This is a genomic window from Acinetobacter sp. ASP199 (assembly GCF_022700675.1).
Taxonomy (GTDB): Bacteria; Pseudomonadota; Gammaproteobacteria; order Pseudomonadales; family Moraxellaceae; genus Acinetobacter.
In genome coordinates this window covers 2983750-3003414 of the sequence record NZ_CP062182.1, presented here as the reverse complement: position 1 = coordinate 3003414, position 19665 = coordinate 2983750, and the positions used below count along the sequence as shown (strand labels likewise).

General features: G+C 45.7%; 14 protein-coding genes. 10 read left to right on the top strand and 4 right to left on the bottom strand.

Annotated elements, in window-relative coordinates; translation table 11 throughout:
• Window positions 1-42 precede the first annotated feature (42 nt).
• From ilvD (IHE35_RS14415) to IHE35_RS14395, 5 genes are all read left to right on the top strand, one after another.
• Complete coding sequence (gene ilvD / locus IHE35_RS14415; RefSeq protein ID WP_242788285.1) at window positions 43-1872, top strand: dihydroxy-acid dehydratase; 1830 nt, start codon at window positions 43-45, stop codon at window positions 1870-1872.
• Window positions 1873-2085: 213 nt separating this feature from the next.
• Window positions 2086-2289, top strand: coding sequence for a hypothetical protein (locus IHE35_RS14410; protein WP_242788284.1), 204 nt, complete (start codon window positions 2086-2088; stop codon window positions 2287-2289).
• A gap of 422 nt (window positions 2290-2711) precedes the next feature.
• Window positions 2712-4397 carry a dihydroxy-acid dehydratase gene (gene ilvD / locus IHE35_RS14405; RefSeq protein ID WP_242788283.1) on the top strand — a complete coding sequence of 562 codons (1686 nt, stop codon included), beginning with the start codon at window positions 2712-2714 and terminating at the stop codon, window positions 4395-4397.
• A gap of 156 nt (window positions 4398-4553) precedes the next feature.
• Window positions 4554-5876: a hypothetical protein gene (locus tag IHE35_RS14400; RefSeq protein WP_242788282.1), complete on the top strand. Its 1323-nt coding sequence runs from the start codon at window positions 4554-4556 to the stop codon at window positions 5874-5876.
• On the top strand, window positions 5857-6144 hold the full coding sequence (locus IHE35_RS14395) for a chorismate mutase (protein ID WP_242788281.1): 288 nt from the start codon (window positions 5857-5859) through the stop codon (window positions 6142-6144). The genes IHE35_RS14400 and IHE35_RS14395 overlap by 20 nt, the downstream gene beginning before the upstream one ends.
• 249 nt (window positions 6145-6393) lie before the next feature.
• On the opposite strand, the gene IHE35_RS14390 is transcribed toward IHE35_RS14395, so the two are convergent.
• The 4 genes from IHE35_RS14390 to IHE35_RS14375 form a co-directional block, all read right to left on the bottom strand.
• The gene (locus tag IHE35_RS14390; RefSeq protein WP_242788280.1) at window positions 6394-7689 is read right to left on the bottom strand and encodes a solute carrier family 23 protein; all 1296 of its coding nucleotides are present in this window, start codon (window positions 7687-7689) and stop codon (window positions 6394-6396) included.
• A gap of 298 nt (window positions 7690-7987) precedes the next feature.
• On the bottom strand, window positions 7988-10672 hold the full coding sequence (ppc, locus tag IHE35_RS14385) for a phosphoenolpyruvate carboxylase (RefSeq protein WP_242788279.1): 2685 nt from the start codon (window positions 10670-10672) through the stop codon (window positions 7988-7990).
• Window positions 10673-10876: 204 nt separating this feature from the next.
• A complete protein-coding gene (locus IHE35_RS14380; protein ID WP_242786770.1) occupies window positions 10877-11809 on the bottom strand; it encodes an IS5-like element IS17 family transposase in 933 nt (310 codons plus the stop codon).
• A 56-nt stretch (window positions 11810-11865) separates the two neighbouring features.
• On the bottom strand, window positions 11866-12486 hold the full coding sequence (locus IHE35_RS14375; RefSeq protein ID WP_242788277.1) for a TetR/AcrR family transcriptional regulator: 621 nt from the start codon (window positions 12484-12486) through the stop codon (window positions 11866-11868).
• Window positions 12487-12636: 150 nt separating this feature from the next.
• On the opposite strand from IHE35_RS14375, the gene IHE35_RS14370 reads away from it, so the two are divergent.
• The 5 genes from IHE35_RS14370 (at window position 12637) to IHE35_RS14350 (ending at window position 19378) form a co-directional block, all read left to right on the top strand.
• Complete coding sequence (locus IHE35_RS14370) at window positions 12637-13740, top strand: efflux RND transporter periplasmic adaptor subunit (protein ID WP_242788276.1); 1104 nt, start codon at window positions 12637-12639, stop codon at window positions 13738-13740.
• A 2-nt stretch (window positions 13741-13742) separates the two neighbouring features.
• Window positions 13743-16880, top strand: coding sequence for an efflux RND transporter permease subunit (locus tag IHE35_RS14365; protein ID WP_242788275.1), 3138 nt, complete (start codon window positions 13743-13745; stop codon window positions 16878-16880).
• A 132-nt stretch (window positions 16881-17012) separates the two neighbouring features.
• Window positions 17013-17390 (top strand): hypothetical protein, encoded by a 378-nt coding sequence (locus IHE35_RS14360; RefSeq protein ID WP_242788274.1) that lies wholly within the window; start codon window positions 17013-17015, stop codon window positions 17388-17390.
• Between the two features lie 105 nt (window positions 17391-17495).
• A complete protein-coding gene (dnaJ, locus tag IHE35_RS14355) occupies window positions 17496-18608 on the top strand; it encodes a molecular chaperone DnaJ (RefSeq protein WP_004895889.1) in 1113 nt (370 codons plus the stop codon).
• Between the two features lie 296 nt (window positions 18609-18904).
• Window positions 18905-19378, top strand: coding sequence for a Dps family protein (locus IHE35_RS14350; RefSeq protein WP_242788273.1), 474 nt, complete (start codon window positions 18905-18907; stop codon window positions 19376-19378).
• Window positions 19379-19665: the final 287 nt, after the last annotated feature.

The following is a 19665-nucleotide window of genomic DNA, read 5'->3' as shown; positions in this document are numbered from 1 at the left end:
GAACTCATTCACCTCAAGCACAACCTTTGTTGGAATAACACAATGCCTGACTATCGTTCAAAAACATCGACACACGGAAGAAACATGGCGGGTGCGCGTGGCTTATGGCGCGCCACTGGTATGAAGGATGAAGACTTCGGCAAGCCAATTATTGCAGTCGTTAACTCATTTACCCAGTTCGTTCCGGGCCACGTGCATCTAAAAGACCTCGGTCAATTGGTGGCGCGTCAGATTGAACAAGCAGGCGGCGTAGCAAAAGAATTTAATACCATTGCAGTCGATGACGGGATCGCAATGGGTCACGACGGCATGTTGTATTCACTGCCTTCGCGTGACCTGATTGCTGACTCAGTAGAATACATGGTCAATGCACACTGTGCTGACGCAATGGTCTGTATCTCGAACTGTGACAAAATCACACCGGGGATGTTAATGGCGGCAATGCGCTTAAATATTCCAGTGGTATTTGTGTCAGGCGGCCCAATGGAAGCAGGTAAGGTAAAAGTTCGTGGTGATGAACACGCGATTGACCTTGTAGATGCCATGATTGTTGCAGCAGATGACAACTTTACTGATGAAGAAGTTGCAGCGTATGAGCGTTCTGCGTGTCCAACCTGTGGTTCTTGCTCAGGTATGTTTACTGCAAACTCAATGAACTGTTTAACTGAAGCCTTAGGTTTATCTTTACCGGGTAATGGTTCTACGCTTGCAACACACGCAAACCGTAAAAAATTATTTGAGCGTGCGGGTCAGTTGATTGTTGAAATCACAAAACGCCATTACGAACAAAATGATTACAGCGTATTACCACGTAATATTGCCCCTAAAGCAGCATATGAAAATGCTATGACTTTAGATATTGCAATGGGTGGTTCTACCAATACCGTACTTCACTTATTGGCTGCTGCACATGAAGCAGAAGTTGATTTCACAATGGACGACATCGATCGTTTATCTCGTAAAGTGCCTGTACTTTGTAAAGTTGCACCTGCAGTGAAAGATGTTCACATGGAAGATGTGCATCGTGCAGGCGGTATCATGTCGATTCTTGGTGAATTAGACCGTGCAGGTTTACTCGACACTTCTGTACCAACCGTACATGAAAAAACACTTAAAGATGCTTTAGACAAGTGGGACATTATCCGTACTGAAAATGAAGACGTGTATAACTTCTTTAAATCAGCACCGGGCGGTGTACCAACCCAAACAGCATTCTCACAAGATCGTTACTACACACGTTTAGATGGTGACCGTGAGAAGGGTGTGATCCGTAATGCAGAACATGCGTTCTCTAAAGATGGTGGTTTGGCTGTGCTTTACGGTAACATCGCGATTGATGGTTGTATCGTAAAAACTGCAGGTGTGGATGATTCAATTCTTAAATTTAACGGTACAGCACGTGTATTTGAAAGCCAAGATGATGCAGTAGAAGCAATTCTAGGTGGCAAAATCGTTAAAGGTGATGTAGTCCTGATCCGTTACGAAGGTCCACAAGGTGGTCCGGGTATGCAAGAAATGTTGTATCCAACCAGCTACTTAAAATCGAAAGGTTTAGGTAAAGATTGTGCGCTGGTAACCGATGGTCGTTTCTCGGGTGGTTCATCAGGTCTTTCAATTGGTCACGTGTCTCCAGAAGCTGCTGAAGGCGGTGCAATTGCTTTGGTTGAAGATGGTGACCGTATCGAAATTGATATTCCTAACCGTACTATTCATTTAGCAGTGGCTGATGATGTGATGGCTGAACGCCGTGCAGCGCAAGAAGCGAAAGGTTGGAAGCCTACAAAAGAGCGTCCACGTAAAGTTTCTAAAGCACTTAAAGCCTATGCAATGCATGCGACAAGTGCTGCAAAAGGCGCGGTACGTGATATCTAAGCTATAAATTTTTATAGCGCAAAAAAGCACTCCAGATGGGGTGCTTTTTTATTTCTTCGCTATTTATTTCTTAAGCATTTAAGGTTTATTGAATCACGTGAACTTTCAATAAAATCAATCATGGCAGTGCTGTAGATATTTAAAAACGATAAAGGCTTAGTAAAAGTAGGTGTATAGTAAAACTACAGCCTCTATACAAAAGTGATTACACGCATGTCAATGAAATTTATTAGCCGCTTTGTGGCAATTTTAGTGCTCGTTATGATTTTAGCGGCACTTAGTATTCAATTTTTCTTTAATCCACATCATACCGTCGTCTTCTGGATTTTAGCTGTTCCGGTGATTTTGGGGGCTCCGATCCTTGCCTCTGTGGTCTTGGCATCAAATGAAGAACTTGATCTGCATCAGGTAAATTAAGCACGAATATACTAAAAATGCGCCAAGCAATGATTGGACTGACGATAACAGATGAATGTATCTCAGAAATTCCCTCAAGGCTTGGCATCGTCCAAGAAAAAGACTCGGCTTTAAAAGTCCGAGTCAGGTCGGATGGCAATAACATGCTATTTCACTTCAAATGCTCATCTAACGTTTTGATTATTCACTGCCTTAAATAAATTTGAGACTGCTGATGAGTGTTGCGTAGGCAGAGTTTTACTTTCGACAGGACAATTGCAATCTCCCTTTCGCTTTATCTGCTTCATTGGTTAGAGAAAAAGCAAAAATAACCAAATCAGATACACAGAGTCTTACTTTTATGTAGACATGGCTTTCTATACAATCGAATAAAATCTAGGCAGCTTTTAGGCTTCACAAGAATTACACCCAGGACCAATAAAATGAGTAAAGACAATATCCGAGAACATTCCGCGCCCGTCTATGAGGGCATTGAAAATGCACCCGCCCGTTCCATGATGCGTGCCACCGGTTTTCAGGATGAAGACTTTACTCGTCCTTTCATCGGCATCGCTTCAACCTGGGCCAATGTCACCCCTTGTAATATGCATATTGATGGCTTGGCACGTACCGTCGAGCAAGGTGTGAATACCGCAGGAGGTAAGGGGATTATCTTCAATACCATTACCATTTCCGACGGGATTTCTAATGGGACTGAAGGCATGAAATATTCTCTGCTTTCCCGTGAAATTATTGCTGATTCGATTGAAGCTGTGGTCGGCTGTCAGGCTTATGATGGTGTGATTGCCATCGGTGGCTGCGATAAAAACATGCCGGGCTGCATTATGGGATTAGCACGTCTCAACCGTCCGGGTCTGTTTATCTATGGCGGTACGATTAAGCCGGGTGAAGGTCATACCGATATGATTTCTGTGTTTGAGGCAGTCGGTCAGCATGCCAAAGGCGAAATCAATGCCATTCAGGTCAAGCATATTGAAGAGGTTGCTTTGCCGGGTCCGGGTTCTTGTGGCGGGATGTATACCGCGAATTCGATGGCTTCTGCGATTGAAGCATTGGGTATGAGCTTGCCGGGTTCCTCAGCACAGGAAGCGGTCTCTGAGGACAAGCAGATGGATTGTGCTCGTGCCGGTGAAGCTGTAATGAATCTGCTGCGTCTGGACATCAAGCCACGTGACATCATGACCAAAGCAGCTTTTGAAAATTCAATTAAAGTACTGATTGCTTTGGGTGGTTCAACCAATGGGGTGCTGCATTTACTTGCGATGGCACATACCGCAGGTGTCGAGCTGAGTCTGGATGATTTTGTCCGGATTGGCAAAGATATTCCAGTCGTAGCTGATGTGCGTCCATCCGGTAAATACCTGATGTCGGAACTGATTGCAATTGGCGGGATTCAGCCCTTAATGAAGCGTATGCTGGATGCCGGCATGCTGGATGGTTCCTGTCTGACGGTGACCGGAAAAACGCTGGCAGAAAACCTGGTGGATGTAAAAGATTATCCTGAGGATCAGCAGATTATCCTGCCGTTCGACAAGCCAGTGAAAAAAGATTCGCATCTGGTGATTCTCAAAGGCAACCTGTCACCAAAAGGCGCTGTGGCAAAAATTACCGGTAAGGAAGGCTTGTACTTTAAAGGACCGGCACGCGTCTTTGAAGGCGAGCAGGGCGCGATGCGCGGGATTCTGGATGGTGAAGTGCAACCGGGTGAAGTGGTGGTGATTCGCGGTGTCGGCCCTAAAGGTGGACCGGGCATGCCAGAGATGCTCAAACCGACCTCAGCGATTATTGGTAAAGGTCTGGGGGCTTCAGTCGCCCTCATTACCGATGGTCGTTTCTCCGGAGGGAGTCATGGTTTTGTGATTGGTCATGTGACGCCAGAAGCTTATGAAGGCGGACCGATTGGTCTGGTACAAAATGGCGATGAGATTTCGATTAATGCTGAAACCCGTGAAATGATCTGGCATGTCTCGGATGAGGAAATTGCTGCACGTCAGGCTGCATGGGTTAAACCAAAACCGAACTATAGCCATGGTGCATTGGCCAAGTTTGCTAAACTGACTTCAGGCGCAGAAACCGGGGCAGTGACTGACCTCAATATCGAGATTTAAAGGCTCAGCAAACATTGATCATTTTGTCTTGAATTGATATAAGTTTTTTTCACATAAAGCAGATCTAGACGATCTGCTATTCTGATGAAAAAGATAGTATCCTGTAGCAGTTAGACGCTGTCATCTGCTGCGCCGTTATCTGTTGAGGCTGATCTCATGTCCCTGTTACGCCGTTGGTTCGATCCAATCCGATCGAGTTGGTTTTATCAAAAGCCAACCCGCCAGGCGGTGCTATCTGTTGAAGATGGCTTAACGATTTACCTGCGTCTGGATGATGTCTATAGCTATCTGGCGGTGCAGCAGTTACCACAACTGGAAGAGATTCTGAGTCCGGAATTAAAACCGCTAAAGGTGGTCATTTCCAGTCAACGTGGCGAAGTTCCGAATCAGATGTCTTTTGAAGAATGGCAAAATTATTGTATTAATGATGCCAAAATTCTCTCCAGACAGCATCGTTTCAGCTTTCATGAAACACCAGAATTGCCCACTGAAGAAGCCTTAAAACAGGCCGAAACCATTCTGCGCCGAACGCCATTGCGTGGACAGGATTTTCTCTATCTGCTTGAAGATATCTTCCATATGCTGTGGCAAAAGCAGTATGGCAAACTGCGTACCTTGCATACCATGGCCAGTCGCCATCATCAGCCACAGAATTTTTCTGAACGGGTTTTTGACACAACCCCGGTTTTGGCTAGCTATTTTGATTTTGGTGGCCGTCAGTATCACGCTGTAGATGATTTGCTGCGTTTAACTCGCCGTCTGAAACAGCAAAAATTACTGACGGGTAATCCGATATTCCTGATTAATCATATTGAATGGCGTGAGCATCTGATCAGTGATGCTGAAGAACTGAATGAAATCCAGGGCTTGGATCCGGAACTGGATCTGTATATTGCCCTGGAAGATCCGATTTCCTGGCTGTTGCTGGCCTACATTAAAGAAGAACTGGCTGATTATTATAATATTCATCTGAATGTCTATCCCCTGTCTTATCGTGGGCGTGATGGCTTTGACTGGGGACTGGCAACACGCCTGTCAAAACGGACCGAAGTCGAATTCACCCCATTTTGCCGACCGACGGCACAAAGCATTTTGCCGATGGTACAGCTGTATTACAGCTGCCCGGAAGAGGAGCGCGTGGATGCGATGTACCGGATGTTACAGGCGGTGTGGACGCGTGGCCGTGATCTGAGTTATACCCCACATTTCAAGGCCTTACAGCAGGAACTCGGAATTGAACAGCTGACAGAAGAAGACCTGCAGGCCAAACTTAAAGACAATGATATGCTCTGTGAAATGAAGTCTCAGCCCAACTTGCCGGTGCTGGAACTTCGAATTGATAATCAAAGTTTTGTATTTAATAGCTTATATCGTGTCTGGATGATTGAAAGTATTTTCAGTAATGTGTTAGAAGAAAAGTATAAGAGTGATAATCAAACTGAAAGTGAACTGAATAAACATGAACAAAGTAAAAGCTGAATCATTACAACATGCACGTGAGCAGATTGACGCGATTGATACAGCTTTGGTTGAGCTGATTGCTGCGCGCCAGTTTTATGTCGACCAAACCACCCGTTTCAAGAAAACTGAAACTGACCTGCAATCTCCAGAACGGATGGAGCAGATCGTCGAAAATGTCAAAGCCCAAGCGCAAAATCAGGGTGTTGATCCAGTATTTATTGAGCATCTGTATCGGGAAATGTTCCAGTATTTCATTCAGCGCGAACTGAAAGAATTCCGTCCTTAAGCGATCTTTATATAAAATCTTTGCTGGCCAGTCTGATGCTTTCCAGCAAAGCACATCCTAAGCCTCAAAATCTGCTTGAGGCTGTATCTTTGGTCAGGCGACCAGTTTCAACAATATTTAAAACAGCTGTAAATCAGATAAATCCAGACGCATCTACAGGATGCTCATTGCAAAAAATCTATCTTAAACAATTCTCCGGACATAAAAAAAGCAGCCTTTGCGGCTGCTATTAAATTAGTGACTTGGAGTTTATTTTTTATCGACCAGGTTGAAGAACCAGTTCAGGAATAATGCAGCGAATGTTGCAGTACCAATTCCGCCCAGGTTGAAATTACCAAAGGTCATGGCAAAGTCACCCGTACCTAAAATAATGGTCACAGCCGCAACCATCAGGTTTTTGTTTTGTGAGAAATCGACTTTATTTTCAATCCAGATTTTGGCACCGGCAATGGTGATCAAACCAAAGACCACAATCGAAGCACCAGTCAGAATCGCAGTTGGAATGGTATGAATCACTGCACCAAACTTCGGGGATAGACCAAGGAAGATTGCAAACACACCCGCTACGGCAAAGATAATGGTTGAGTAAACGCGAGTGACTGCCATCACACCGATATTTTCACCATAAGTCGTCATCCCCGGAGCACCGACACCACCAGCTAAAGTCGTTGCCACGCCATCCGCGACAAAAGCTTTACCAATATGCGGATCCAGGTTTTCACCGGTCATTGCGCCGACTGCTTTAATATGCCCCAGATTTTCAGCCACCAGAATCAAGGCAATCGGTGCAATGATCAGCATGGCATTTAATTCAAAGGTCGGTGCATGGAAAGTTGGTAAACCGAACCAGTTAGCTTGCTGAATTGGGGCAAAGTTGATCGCAGTGCCATACCCCATGACATTACTGAGGACAAAGTAGATCAGATAAGCCAATAACAGGCCGACCAATAACAGCAGGCGCTGTAATAAACCACGGGTGAATACCGCAATCGAACCCATGCACAGCACGGTGACCAGTGACATCCACATGTTGAAGGTATTGCCCATGACACTTTTTACGGTTACAGGAGCAAGGTTCAGACCAATGATCATCACCACCGCACCAGTGACGACTGGTGGCATCAGCTTTTCAATCCAACGGGTACCCGTCGCCATGACCAGAAAACCCATCAAGGCATAGAAGATACCACAGGCAATAATCCCGCCTGCTGCAACGCCAATATTTGGATTGAGGCCACCACCACCGGCATAACCGGTTGCCGCGATCACCACACCAATGAAGGCAAAGCTTGATCCCAGATAACTTGGCACGCGGCCACCGGTCATCAGGAAAAATAAAATAGTACAAATACCTGACATTAAGATGGCCAGGTTTGGATCAAAGCCCATCAAAAATGGCGCCAGTACAGTGGCACCAAACATTGCAAAAGCGTGTTGTACACCCAAAATCACAGTCTGTGCAGGTGGTAAATATTCTGCGGTACCTACTGGTCGTGCATCGATACTGCCCTCATAAGGGCGCCATTTGGGAAACCAATTGGACATAAAATGAGCACTCAAAAGATAAATTGTGCACATCATACTCTTGTTTTTTAGAAGATTTAATCGCTGATACAAAATTTTTGTTCAAATTAATGCTATGACTTTATTTGATATTTTACCGGGTGGTAAAATTTTTTTGAATTAAAAGTAAAGTTAAATCAGTGTATTAATTCTGTGAAAAAATATTGTTATAACCTATAAATAATTTTTATTGGCTATATAACTAAAGTGCTTTTGAATATTTGGCTGATCAATAAAAAAGCATATCACGGAGATACGCTTTTTCATGATTAAAAATGACTTAGCCTGTATTCCGTAAACCAGCAGCAATTCCGGCAATACTCACCATTAATGCATGATCTACCGGGGTGTGTTCAGCATTTTGCTCTGCCAGATACAGACGACGGCGTTTCATCAGTTCGGCCTGTAACAAGTGCAGCGGCAGTAAATATGGCTTACGCACGCGCATCGATTGATCCAGCACATCATTACTGGTCAGCAGTTTTGATTCACCTTTTAAGGTCAGCAGGGTTTGTACCGCATCTTTCAGACGTTGACGCAGTTCCTCACCCAGTACTTTCAGGTCAGGATCATGGGTCAGATGTGATTCATAGTACAATGCCACATCACCATCTGCCTTGGACAATACCATTTCCAGCATATCAATCAGGGTCTGGAAATATGGCCACTGCGCTAGCATTTCATCGAGTGTGGCACGTTGACCCTGATCCAGTACCTCATTCAATGCAGCACCAGTACCGAGCCAGGCAGGTAACATCAGACGGATCTGGGTCCAGGCAAATACCCATGGAATCGCACGTAAGGATTCAATGCCGCCACTGACTTTACGTTTTGCTGGACGTGAACCGAGCGGCAGCATTTGCAGTTCCAGCTCAGGCGTTACCGTACGCAGGTATTTTACGAAGTGTGGATTTTCACGTACCGTTTGACGATAGATCTGTACTGATAAATCGGTCATCTGATGCATCAGCTCACGCCATTCTGTTTTTGGCACAGGTGGCGGCAGCAGCGTCGCTTCCAGTGTCGCAGCGGTATAGATCTCCAGATTTTGTAGCGCGATGCCTTCCAGACCGAACTTGAAGCGGATCATCTCACCCTGTTCAGTGACACGAATCGTACCCGAGATCGAGCCAGGTGGTTGCGAGAACAAGGCCTGTTGTGTTGGGGCACCACCACGGCTGATTGAACCGCCACGACCGTGGAATAGCGTTAACTGAACACCGTGCTGTTGTGCCACTGCAGTTAATTCCTCTTGGGCACGGTATTGCGCCCAGTTGGCAGACATAAAGCCGGCATCCTTGGCTGAATCTGAATAGCCAATCATGACTTCATGCTTGCCCTGAATATGCTGTTTGTACCAGTGCATATTAAACAGCGTGGACATGGTGCTGGCTGCACCGTCGAGGTCTTTCAGGGTTTCGAAGAGAGGAACTACTCGTAGTGCCTGTTTAATCCCGGCTTCTTTTTGCAGCAATAAAACCGCCAGTACATCACTTGGGTATTCCGCCATCGAAATGATATAGGCACCGAGTGATTCACTTGGCTGTTCTGCCAGCGTACGCATAGTCGCGAAGACTTCCTGCACATCTGGATGTTCAATCAGGCTGCCTGCTGGTTCATTCAGGTATTTCGGTAATAGGGGACGTTTGCTTTGCAGTTCCTGTAATAGGAAGTTCTGACGCGCCTGTTCGGTCCAGGTTTCAAAATTACCTAAGCCAAGATATTCCGTAATCGCAGAAATTGCCTGACGGTGGCGACCAGACTCCTGACGGATATCCAGTTTCAGCAATTCAATACCGAAACTGTTCACACGATAAATAAAGTCCAGCAGTTTGCCATTGGCAATTTCTGGCAGGTTGCACGCTAGCAGCGAGCGATAGCACAACAATAAAGGCTGTAGTAACTCATCTTTGGTTTTAATGACCTGGCTGTCATCGGCATCATTACCCTGCAGTTTTTCTGCCAGCCAGTGACGCGTTGCTTTGAGGCGTTCGCGGGTGTCACGGAGATATTCACGATAAGGCTCCGGATGAGAGCTGCCCAGCGCCTGTTGCAGTTCTTCACTGCATTGCTGGATTGACAGTTCCCAGCGTAGGTCTTCAATATCACGTAAATACAGATCAGCAGCTTTCCAGCGTGACAGCCACAGCACTTCCTGTGTGATGTGATGGGTCACATTCGGATTACCATCACGATCACCCCCCATCCAGGAAGCAAAACGCACAGGCGCTACACTAAGCGGTAATGACTGACCGCACTGTTCCTGTACTATGCCATCTAGTTCACGGATGAATTTTGGTACTGCATTCCATAAAGTCTGTTCAATAGTGGTAAAGCCCCATTTGGCTTCATCGACTGGAGTTGGACGATGTTGACGGATTTCATCCGTCTGCCAGGCAGAAGTGATCAGCTGTTTCAATTCCGCCAGAACGGCTTGACGTTCACGCGGAGTCAGTTTTTGCTGGTCGCACTTGGACAGGCAGTCATTGATGCCATCATATTTTTGAATCAGGGTACGGCGGCTGACTTCAGTCGGATGTGCCGTCAGGACCAGTTCAATTTTCAGTTCGCAGATCTGCTGATATAAGCTTTCAGCGGAAATTTCCTGCTGTTTAAACTTTTCAAATAGGGGAACCAGGGGATTTGGCGATTCGGCAGTTTCATCAAATTCACTTTGACGGCGGCGACGTACCACATGATATTGCTCGGCAATATTGGCAAAGTTCAGAAAGTGGGTAAAAGCGCGGGTCAGTGGAAGAATTTCATCATCTTCCAGACTAAGAAATAATTGTTCGAGTTGTTTTTCTGCTTCAGCCTGGCCGTCACGTGCACCCTTGGAAAGCGCCCGAATCTGTTCAACCTGATTAAACAAATCCTGCCCCGCATGTAGCTTTAAGGTTTCACCGAGCAGATTACCCAGTAAACGTACGTCTTCGCGTAGTGGTGCATCAATTTGTTGAGCCATTTTTATATTCCCTCTGTTGCATTTCCAGACTATACCGTGCCTGGAAAGCATTCCAAGCCCGTTACAGACAAAAGTCGGACATGACCTGTCTATAAAATAGCAAGGCTAATACCAATTTATATGAATCTGATGACAAATTGACAGCTTAGGCAGGCTTTGTTGCACAAAGATTTGAAATGCAAAGCGCCCCTAATTGAGCCAAATTTAAGGCGTAACTTGGGTAAGTGGTCGACCTAATTCCGTAAATCTGTTGAGGACTGCTACACGTGCATGAATTTCATTCACCTGACTAGGAAAGCTTCTTGCCATTAATTTATCGCCTAATAATTTGATGCAATGCATCTTGGTTTCCACCAAACTGCGGCGATGATAGCCTGACCATTTTTTCCATAATGTCCTGCCTAAACGTTTAACTGTTCGAAGTAATTCATTTCGCTCTAGCGAGCTGATCTTTGTATCTTTCCATGGTTTCGCATTTTTTCTAGGTGGAATCACCGCATGTGCTTGCCGATCTGCAATGACCTGACGGCATTGCTTGGTGTCATAAGCTCCATCGGTATAAACAGAGTCAATCTGCTCATCTTGTGGAATCTGATTAAGTAAATCACCAAGCACCTGTGAATCACCGACATTATTGGTTGTGAGCTGAATAGCGCGTATTTGTAGGGTTTTGGCATCTATACCAATATGTAGTTTACGCCATTGGCGACGATATTCAGCTCCATGTTTCTTGCGTTTCCATTCGCCCTCACCTAGAAACTTCATGCCTGTAGAGTCTACGAGTAGATGCAGCCCATCGCTACTTTTTTGGTAGCTGATTGCAATATCAATATGCTTTTGTCTTCTACAAAGCGTACTGTAATCTGGTGCGGTCCAATTTAATCCGCAAAGTTCAATCAGACTTTGCACAAAGCCAGTGACCATACGTAAAGATAGACGGAATAAGGATTTAATCATTAAGCAGCATTGGATAGCTGCGTCGGAGTAGGTTTGATTTCGCCCTTGTTTGCCTTTTGATGGAGCATACCATTGCGTAGCAGGATCAAACCAAATGACAATATTTCCGCGACTCATGAGTGCTCGGTTATATGCGGGCCAATTGGTTGTGCGGTAGATTTTGTGTGTAGGCTTCTTCATTTGAAAATTATATCGCTGAAAAAGCCTTTACAGATAGGTTTGTGCAACAAAGCCGCTTAGGCAGCATAGCGCAATAAGAAAATATAAATAGCGTCCTGAATAATTATTTGCTGTTGTTCCAGGGTGGGTACAGCAACAACACCCAGCAGCACTTTCTGATGCCGATTACCAAACAGCAGTGAGAGCATCAGTTCAGTTTGCCGCCATGGATCATCTTGCTGAATAAAATAATAGCTCTGAGCCAGATGAAAGAACTCCTGCCAGAGCTGGCTCAATCGCAGATGTGAGGCATTAAAGAATTGTTGGGTTAAAGGGCTTTGCTCGGAGGCCAGTTCCATCAGCAGTAAATCCAGTTTAATCGCTTCCGGCAGATTGACCATATTCATCGACAGCATACAGGCTTCATGCAACGCATCACGAAAATTGCTCTCGGCATGCAGCAGTGTCGTCGGACTGAGCGGAATAAGATGCTCGCAGGTATCCTCAATTGCGCAGGTAAAGAGTGTGGCTTTGTCCTGAAAATGGTTATACACCGTCAGCTTGGTCACGCCCGCAGCCTGCGCAATCTGGTTCATGCTGGAACCATGATAGCCATGCTGCAAAAACAGGTGTTTGGCCGCATCCAGAATACGCCGGCGCTTTTCGAGATCTTTAGGACGTCCTACGGGAATTTGCACATTTTTTTCCAAAAAAATAAAAATGGTCATTGTTTTATGGGGGTAATTCTAATTAGTGTACCGCATGGTATATTAATTAAAAAATAACCAGTTCACTATAGCGCAGTCTATCGACCAGAAAAATCATTTTATTTGATAAGAGCAGACAACATGAGCACGATTCAGTACGTCCTGACCGGCATGATTATAGCTTGCAGTGTGACCTTAGGGGGATGCAGCAAAAACAATGCGGCAACAGAACAGGAAGTTCCCTTTGTCATGGTGACTCAGCCGAATACCTCCTATTTAGAACAGAAAAGCTATGCCGGGGATGTACAGGCACGTCAGCAAACGCCACTGGCGTTCCGGGTCGCTGGTCAGATCACCCAGCGTTATGTCGATGTCGGGGATCAGGTTCGGGTAGGGCAGGTACTGGCGAGCTTAGATGTCAAGGATGCGGAACTGCAGTTAAATGCAGCGCGTGCCCAGCTGGAAAGTGCCCAGTCTGCAGCCAAAATTGCTGAAGATGAACTGAACCGTTTTAAACAGTTACTGCCGGCCAATGCGGTCAGCCGCTCGCAATATGATGCAGTCGAGAATCAATATAAGGCAGCTAGATCGAATCTGAAGCAGGCCCAGTCCAATTATGATGTCAGCCGTAACCAGACTGGTTATAACCGCTTGATTGCCAATAAAAATGGCGTGATTACTGCACGTCATATTGAAGTCGGTCAGGTGGTGGCGGCAGGGCAGGCAGCCTTTGACATTGCGCTCTCTGGAGATCGCGAAGTCGTCATTGGAGTGCCGGAACAGGCGGTTGGCGAGATTAAAGTTGGTCAGTCAGCCTGGGTTACGCTCTGGTCGAAAAAAGATGAAAAATTTAGTGCTTATGTACGTGAAATTTCTCCAGCTGCAGACCAGTCCCGGACCTTTACTGTGCGGGTAGCACTACGTGAAGGCCAGAAATCGATTCAGCTTGGACAAAGTGCTCGTGTGTTCTTTATCAAAACTCAGGACAATGCGCTGAGCGTACCTTTATCCAGTATCTCTGCGATGGAGGGTCAGGCTTATGTGATGGTGGTCAAGCCGGATTCTACCGTACGTAAGGTACCGGTGCAGATTGGCGCTTATGGCCGTGATTCTGTGCCTGTGCTGAGTGGTCTTAAAGCGGATGATTATGTAGTGATTGGGGGCATTCATCTGCTCCGGGATCAGCAAAAAATCCGTCCGATTGACCGTCAGAACCGTAGTGTGACCATTCGGGCTGGAGGTTAAACATGAATTTTAACCTTTCGGAATGGGCCCTGAAAAATAAGGGTCTGGTGCTGTATTTCATGATTCTACTTGGTCTGGTCGGCATCATGTCTTATTCCAAACTGTCACAGAGTGAAGATCCACCTTTTACTTTTAAGGTGATGGTGGTACAAACCTACTGGCCGGGGGCCAGTGCACAGGAAGTTTCCCTGCAGGTCACGGACCGGATTGAAAAGGAACTGATGACCACAGGTCAATATGACCGCATCATGGCTTATTCCCGTCCTGGTGAGTCAATGGTCACTTTTATTGCCAAAGATTCTTTGCGTTCAAAAGACATTAATGATGTCTGGTATACGGTACGTAAAAAGGTCAATGACATTCGGCATGAACTGCCACAAGGCGTGCAAGGTCCGTTCTTTAATGATGAATTCGGCGATACCTTCGGCAATATCTATGTACTGAAAGGCAAAGATTTTGACTACGCCACACTGAAAGAATATGCCGACCGTCTGCAATTACAATTGCAGCGAGTGAAAGATGTTGCCAAAGTCGAACTGATTGGTCTGCAGGACCAGAAAATCTGGATTGAGATTTCTAATACCAAAGCTGCACAGCTGGGTATTCCAGTCACTGCTATTCAGCAGTCGCTACAACAGCAAAATGCCATGAGCAATGCCGGTTTTTTTGAAACCGAGTCAGACCGGATTCAGGTGCGAGTCAGTGGTGCATTGCAAACTGTGGAACAACTACAGCAGATGCCACTTTATGTGAATGGTAAAACCATTCAGCTCGGCGATGTGGCAGAAGTCTATCGCGGCTTTACTGATCCAGCCCAGCCACGCATGCGTTTTATGGGTGAAAACGGGATTGGCATTGCGGTCTCCATGCGTAAGGGTGGGGACATCATTGCCTTGGGTAAAAACCTGGAACAGGAATTTGCTCGCCTGCAGAAATCCTTGCCTCTAGGGATGGATCTGCAAAAAGTATCGGATCAACCGGTGGCGGTAAAGCGCAGTATCAACGAGTTTATGAAGGTGCTGGCGGAAGCGGTGATTATCGTGCTTCTGGTTAGCTTCTTCTCTCTCGGTTTCCGTCCCGGTCTGGTGGTGGCTTTTTCAATTCCTTTGGTACTGGCGATGACCTTTGCCGGTATGCAGCTATTTGATGTCGGCCTGCACAAGATTTCCCTGGGTGCCTTGATTCTGGCACTTGGTCTGCTGGTCGATGATGCCATTATTGCCATTGAAATGATGGTGATCAAAATGGAACAGGGCTATAGCCGGCTGGAAGCTGCCGGGCATGCCTGGCGTACAACCGCCTTTCCGATGTTGACCGGAACTCTAATTACAGCAGCTGGCTTCTTACCAATTGCAACTGCTGCATCCAGTACTGGGGAATATACCCGTTCTATCTTTCAGGTGGTGACCCTTGCTTTGCTGGTGTCCTGGATCGCTGCAGTGCTGTTTGTCCCGTATTTGGGTGACAAACTCCTGCCGGATTTTAATAAAGATCTGATCCAGAAAGCACCCTGGTATCAGCGCCTCTGGTCGCGTCTGCGCAAGCAGCCTGAACCACAGCCGATTATACATCATGCCGGTGAGCATCATGATCCTTATCAGACCCGGTTCTATCAGGGTTTTAGACGCTGGGTAAATACCTGTGTCACTTATCGCAAGACCGTGATTGCGCTGACAGCAGGTATTTTTGTCCTGTCGATCATCATGTTTAAATTCGTACCACAGCAGTTTTTCCCACCATCAAATCGGGCGGAGATTCTGGTTGATCTAAAGCTGGAAGAAGGTGCTTCACTGAAGGCTACGGAAGCTGCAGTGAAAAAAGTCGAGGCTTTCCTGTCTAAACAGGAAGGGATTGATAATTACGTGGTTTACGTCGGCACCGGTTCACCGCGTTTCTATTTGCCACTTGATCAGCAATTGCCACAAACCAGCTTTGCCCAGTTTGTAGTACTGGCTTCTTCACTGGAAGACCGTAATGAAATCCGTGAATCCTTAAGTAAACAGATTCGTCTGCTGCTACCTGAAGTGCGTACCCGCGTATCCTTGCTGGAAAATGGCCCACCCGTCGGTTATCCACTGCAGTTTCGGGTATCGGGTGAAGATCTGGGACTGGTGCGTACCTGGGCACAAAAAGTCGCTGCTCAAGTGGCTGAAAACCAGAACACCACCAATGTGCATTTAGACTGGGGCGAACCAAGCAAAGTAATCAAATTAGACATTGATCAGGACCGTGCCCGTCAGATGGGCGTGAGCAGTAGTGATCTGGCCAATTTCCTCAACAGCTCCATTGCAGGAGCAGGACTGGATCAGTTCCGGGAAAAACGTGAGCTGATTGAAATTCGTCTGCGTGGTGATCAGGCGGAACGGGTGGATGTGGCTTCTTTAAGCAGCCTGGCGGTACCCACTACACGTGGTAACTTTGTACCGTTGGCTCAGATCGCCAATATTGAATACAGCTTTGAAGAAGGCTTGATCTGGCATCGTAACCGTTTGCCGACGATTACCGTACGTGCGGATATCCGTACCAGTTTGCAGCCTGCAACTGTCGTGAATGAATTGCAATCTACACTAGATCAGCTACGTGCCGAGATGCCAAATAGTTATCTGTTGGAAATAGGGGGCACCGTTGAGGAATCAGCACGTGGTCAGACATCTGTGAATGCCGGTATGCCATTGTTCCTGGCAGTGGTTCTGACCCTGCTGATGATCCAATTGAAGAGTATGTCACGGACTTTTATTGTGTTCCTGACCGCCCCACTGGGCATCATTGGCGTGGTACTCTTTCTGTTATTGTTTAATAAACCGTTTGGTTTCGTCGCCATGCTGGGTACGATTGCACTCTCAGGCATGATCATGCGTAATTCCCTGATTCTGATTGATCAGATTGAACAGGATATTCAGGCAGGGGAGTCACAATGGGATGCCATCATCAATGCCACAGTACGCCGTTGCCGTCCAATTGTACTCACGGCTTTGGCTGCTGTAATGGCCATGATTCCACTTTCACGCAGCATTTTCTTTGGCCCAATGGCGGTTGCTATCATGGGCGGATTGATTGTGGCGACGCTGCTAACCCTGTTTTTCCTGCCGGCCTTGTATGCGCAATGGTTTAAGGTAAAGAAAACTTCGCAATCGGTCTAAAACTGTCTTAAAATCAGGTGCGAAATATTAAATTTTTTAATATAGTAGTGCCTGATAATTTTACAATTTTAAAAAATGCGAAGTTGCCGTTTTTTCAGTATTGCAGAAACGGACAACGAGGTTGAAAGAGACATGAATCAAAAAAGTTTAACTCAAATGCGGCGCTCTGTAGCCATTGCATATGTGTTCATGTTTTTAGCCTCTTTTACCGTGATTTTTGGAATTTTTTCTTATTGGTTAGCACGCAAAGTCGCTCAGGTCGACTATGCGGAAGTCTGGCTACAGGCACAAGCCCTTTGGATTATGCGTAATGTGGTGATCTATACCATGCTGGCTGTTTTTGCAGCCCTCTGGTTTATTCCACTCTTTTTCCATGCCTGGGACAGCATGTTATGGGTGAAAGCCTGTACTGTCACGGGTGTCGTATTCAGCTTTATCGCCTTTATTTTCATAATTAATGCCTGGTTCAAGGGCGTGTCCAAATTCTATCAGAGCAAAGCTGTTTTCTAAGCTTTCGATTTTTTTTCAGATTCCCCCTTGTAAAAACTGGTTTGACCCCCAATTTCAGACCACAGTTGAGTATTAAATAAAATTCCGTGAGGAGCATCGCCAGACATGGCTAAACGTGATTATTATGAGGTTTTGGGTGTTGCTAAAACCGCTAGTGATGATGAGATTAAAAAAGCCTACCGTAAGTTGGCGATGAAATATCATCCAGACCGCAACCCTGACAATCCAGAAGCTGAAGAAAAGTTTAAGGAAGCTTCAGAAGCTTATGAAGTACTGTCTGACAGCGAAAAGCGCAGCATGTACGACCGTATGGGCCATCAGGCCTTTGAAGGTGGTATGGGCGGCGGTGGCGGCTTCGGCGGTGGTTTTAGCGCAGAAGATATTTTCAGCCAGTTCGGTGACATCTTTGGTGGGGCATTTGGTGGCGGTCGTCAGCAACAACGTGCGCGTCGTGGTTCTGACTTACGTTATGTGATGGAACTGAGTCTGGAAGAAGCAGTCAAAGGCGTCAAGAAAACGATTACCTTCACTGCGCCTGCACCATGTGATGCCTGTGATGGTAAAGGCTCTAAAAATCCGAATGATGTGGAAACTTGTCCGACCTGTCATGGTGCGGGCCAGGTACGTATGCAGCAGGGGTTTTTCTCTGTACAGCAAACCTGTAGCACCTGTCGTGGTCAAGGCAAGATCATCAAGAATCCATGTAATAAATGTCATGGTTCGGGCGTATCTGATCGTCAGCAAACCCTGGAAGTTACCATTCCAGCTGGTGTGGACAATGGCGACCGCGTACGTTTAACCGGTAAGGGTGAAGCGATCCGTGATGGTCAATCTGGCGATCTGTACGTAGAAGTGGTAGTGCGTGAGCACGAGATCTTCCAGCGTGATGGCGCTGACCTGTATATGGATGTGCCTGTTTCAATTGCTGATGCTGCATTGGGTAAAGAGATTGAAATCCCAACCCTGGATGGCCGTGTCAGCCTGAAAATCCCGGAAGGTACCCAAACCGGTAAATTATTCCGTTTACGTGGTAAGGGGGTAAAACCTGTTCGTACCAGCATGACTGGTGACCTGTTATGCCGGATTGTGGTTGAAACACCAGTAAACCTGACGGCACGTCAGCGTGAATTGCTGAAAGAGTTGCAAGCCTCAATGGATGGGGAAGGTAGCCAATCTTCACCGAAGAAAAAATCATTCTTTGATCGTCTGTTTGACTAATTGAATGAGAATAGAAAAGGACGCTCAGGCGTCCTTTTTTATATCTCAGCTTTACAGTTCACCGCTTTTTAAAAAGAAAAAATTGGTATCTTCCTCAGGTTTCTGTATAAGTTCACTATTCAGTAAAGCTTCTGTCTTACTTTATATTCCTGTGGCTTGAACTTATTCTGTTATTTCAACAAAGCTAACATAAATGATACTGATCTCATCTTTTGCAATTTGTTGAAGTAGCTAAACTGATTATAAGAATAAAGAAGTTGATGACGCATAATTTTCTAAAATTTAAGGTAACCGAGATGATAAAAGTAAATATTGGTATTTCAGCCGAAGACAGAGCGGAAATTGTAGAAGGTCTATCCAGACTACTTGCCGATAGCTACACCTTATATTTAATGACCCATAACTTTCACTGGAATGTCACCGGCCCGCAATTTAATACTCTACATAACATGTTCATGCAGCAATATACCGAACAGTGGAATGCTTTAGACATTATTGCAGAACGGATCCGTTCTTTGGGCTTTCCTACACCAGGAACCTATCAGCAGTTTGCAAAGCTGACTTCTATTGAGGAAATTGAAGGTGTTCCTAAAGCGGAAGAAATGATTCGCTTACTGGTCAATGCCCATGAGACGGTTGCCCGTACCGCAAGAAGCATGTTTGACATTGTAGATCAGGCAAATGACCAGCCAACTGCAGATATCCTGACTCAACGTCTAAATGTGCACGAGAAAACAGCCTGGATGTTAAGAAGTCTGTTAGAAGAGTAAATCTTTCAGATATTCATAGCTGAATTTTTAGTTTTCTATTTCCAAAGTATTGCTCTCATACAACTGGCCCATGGTTATCCTATGGGCTTTTTATATTTTTAATCCTGAGCTCGTATTGTATACAGGAAAAACAGCTTGCCCAATATTTTATAGAAAGCCGACTCTTTAGAATTTAATTAAACATTTCCTGCATATCAAAAACGCTCATGATCTTCTTTAATTCTTTTCATTGATTTTTATGCGATCAATCTTAGTGTTAGGAGCGAGTTTTGCTATAGTAAGAACAA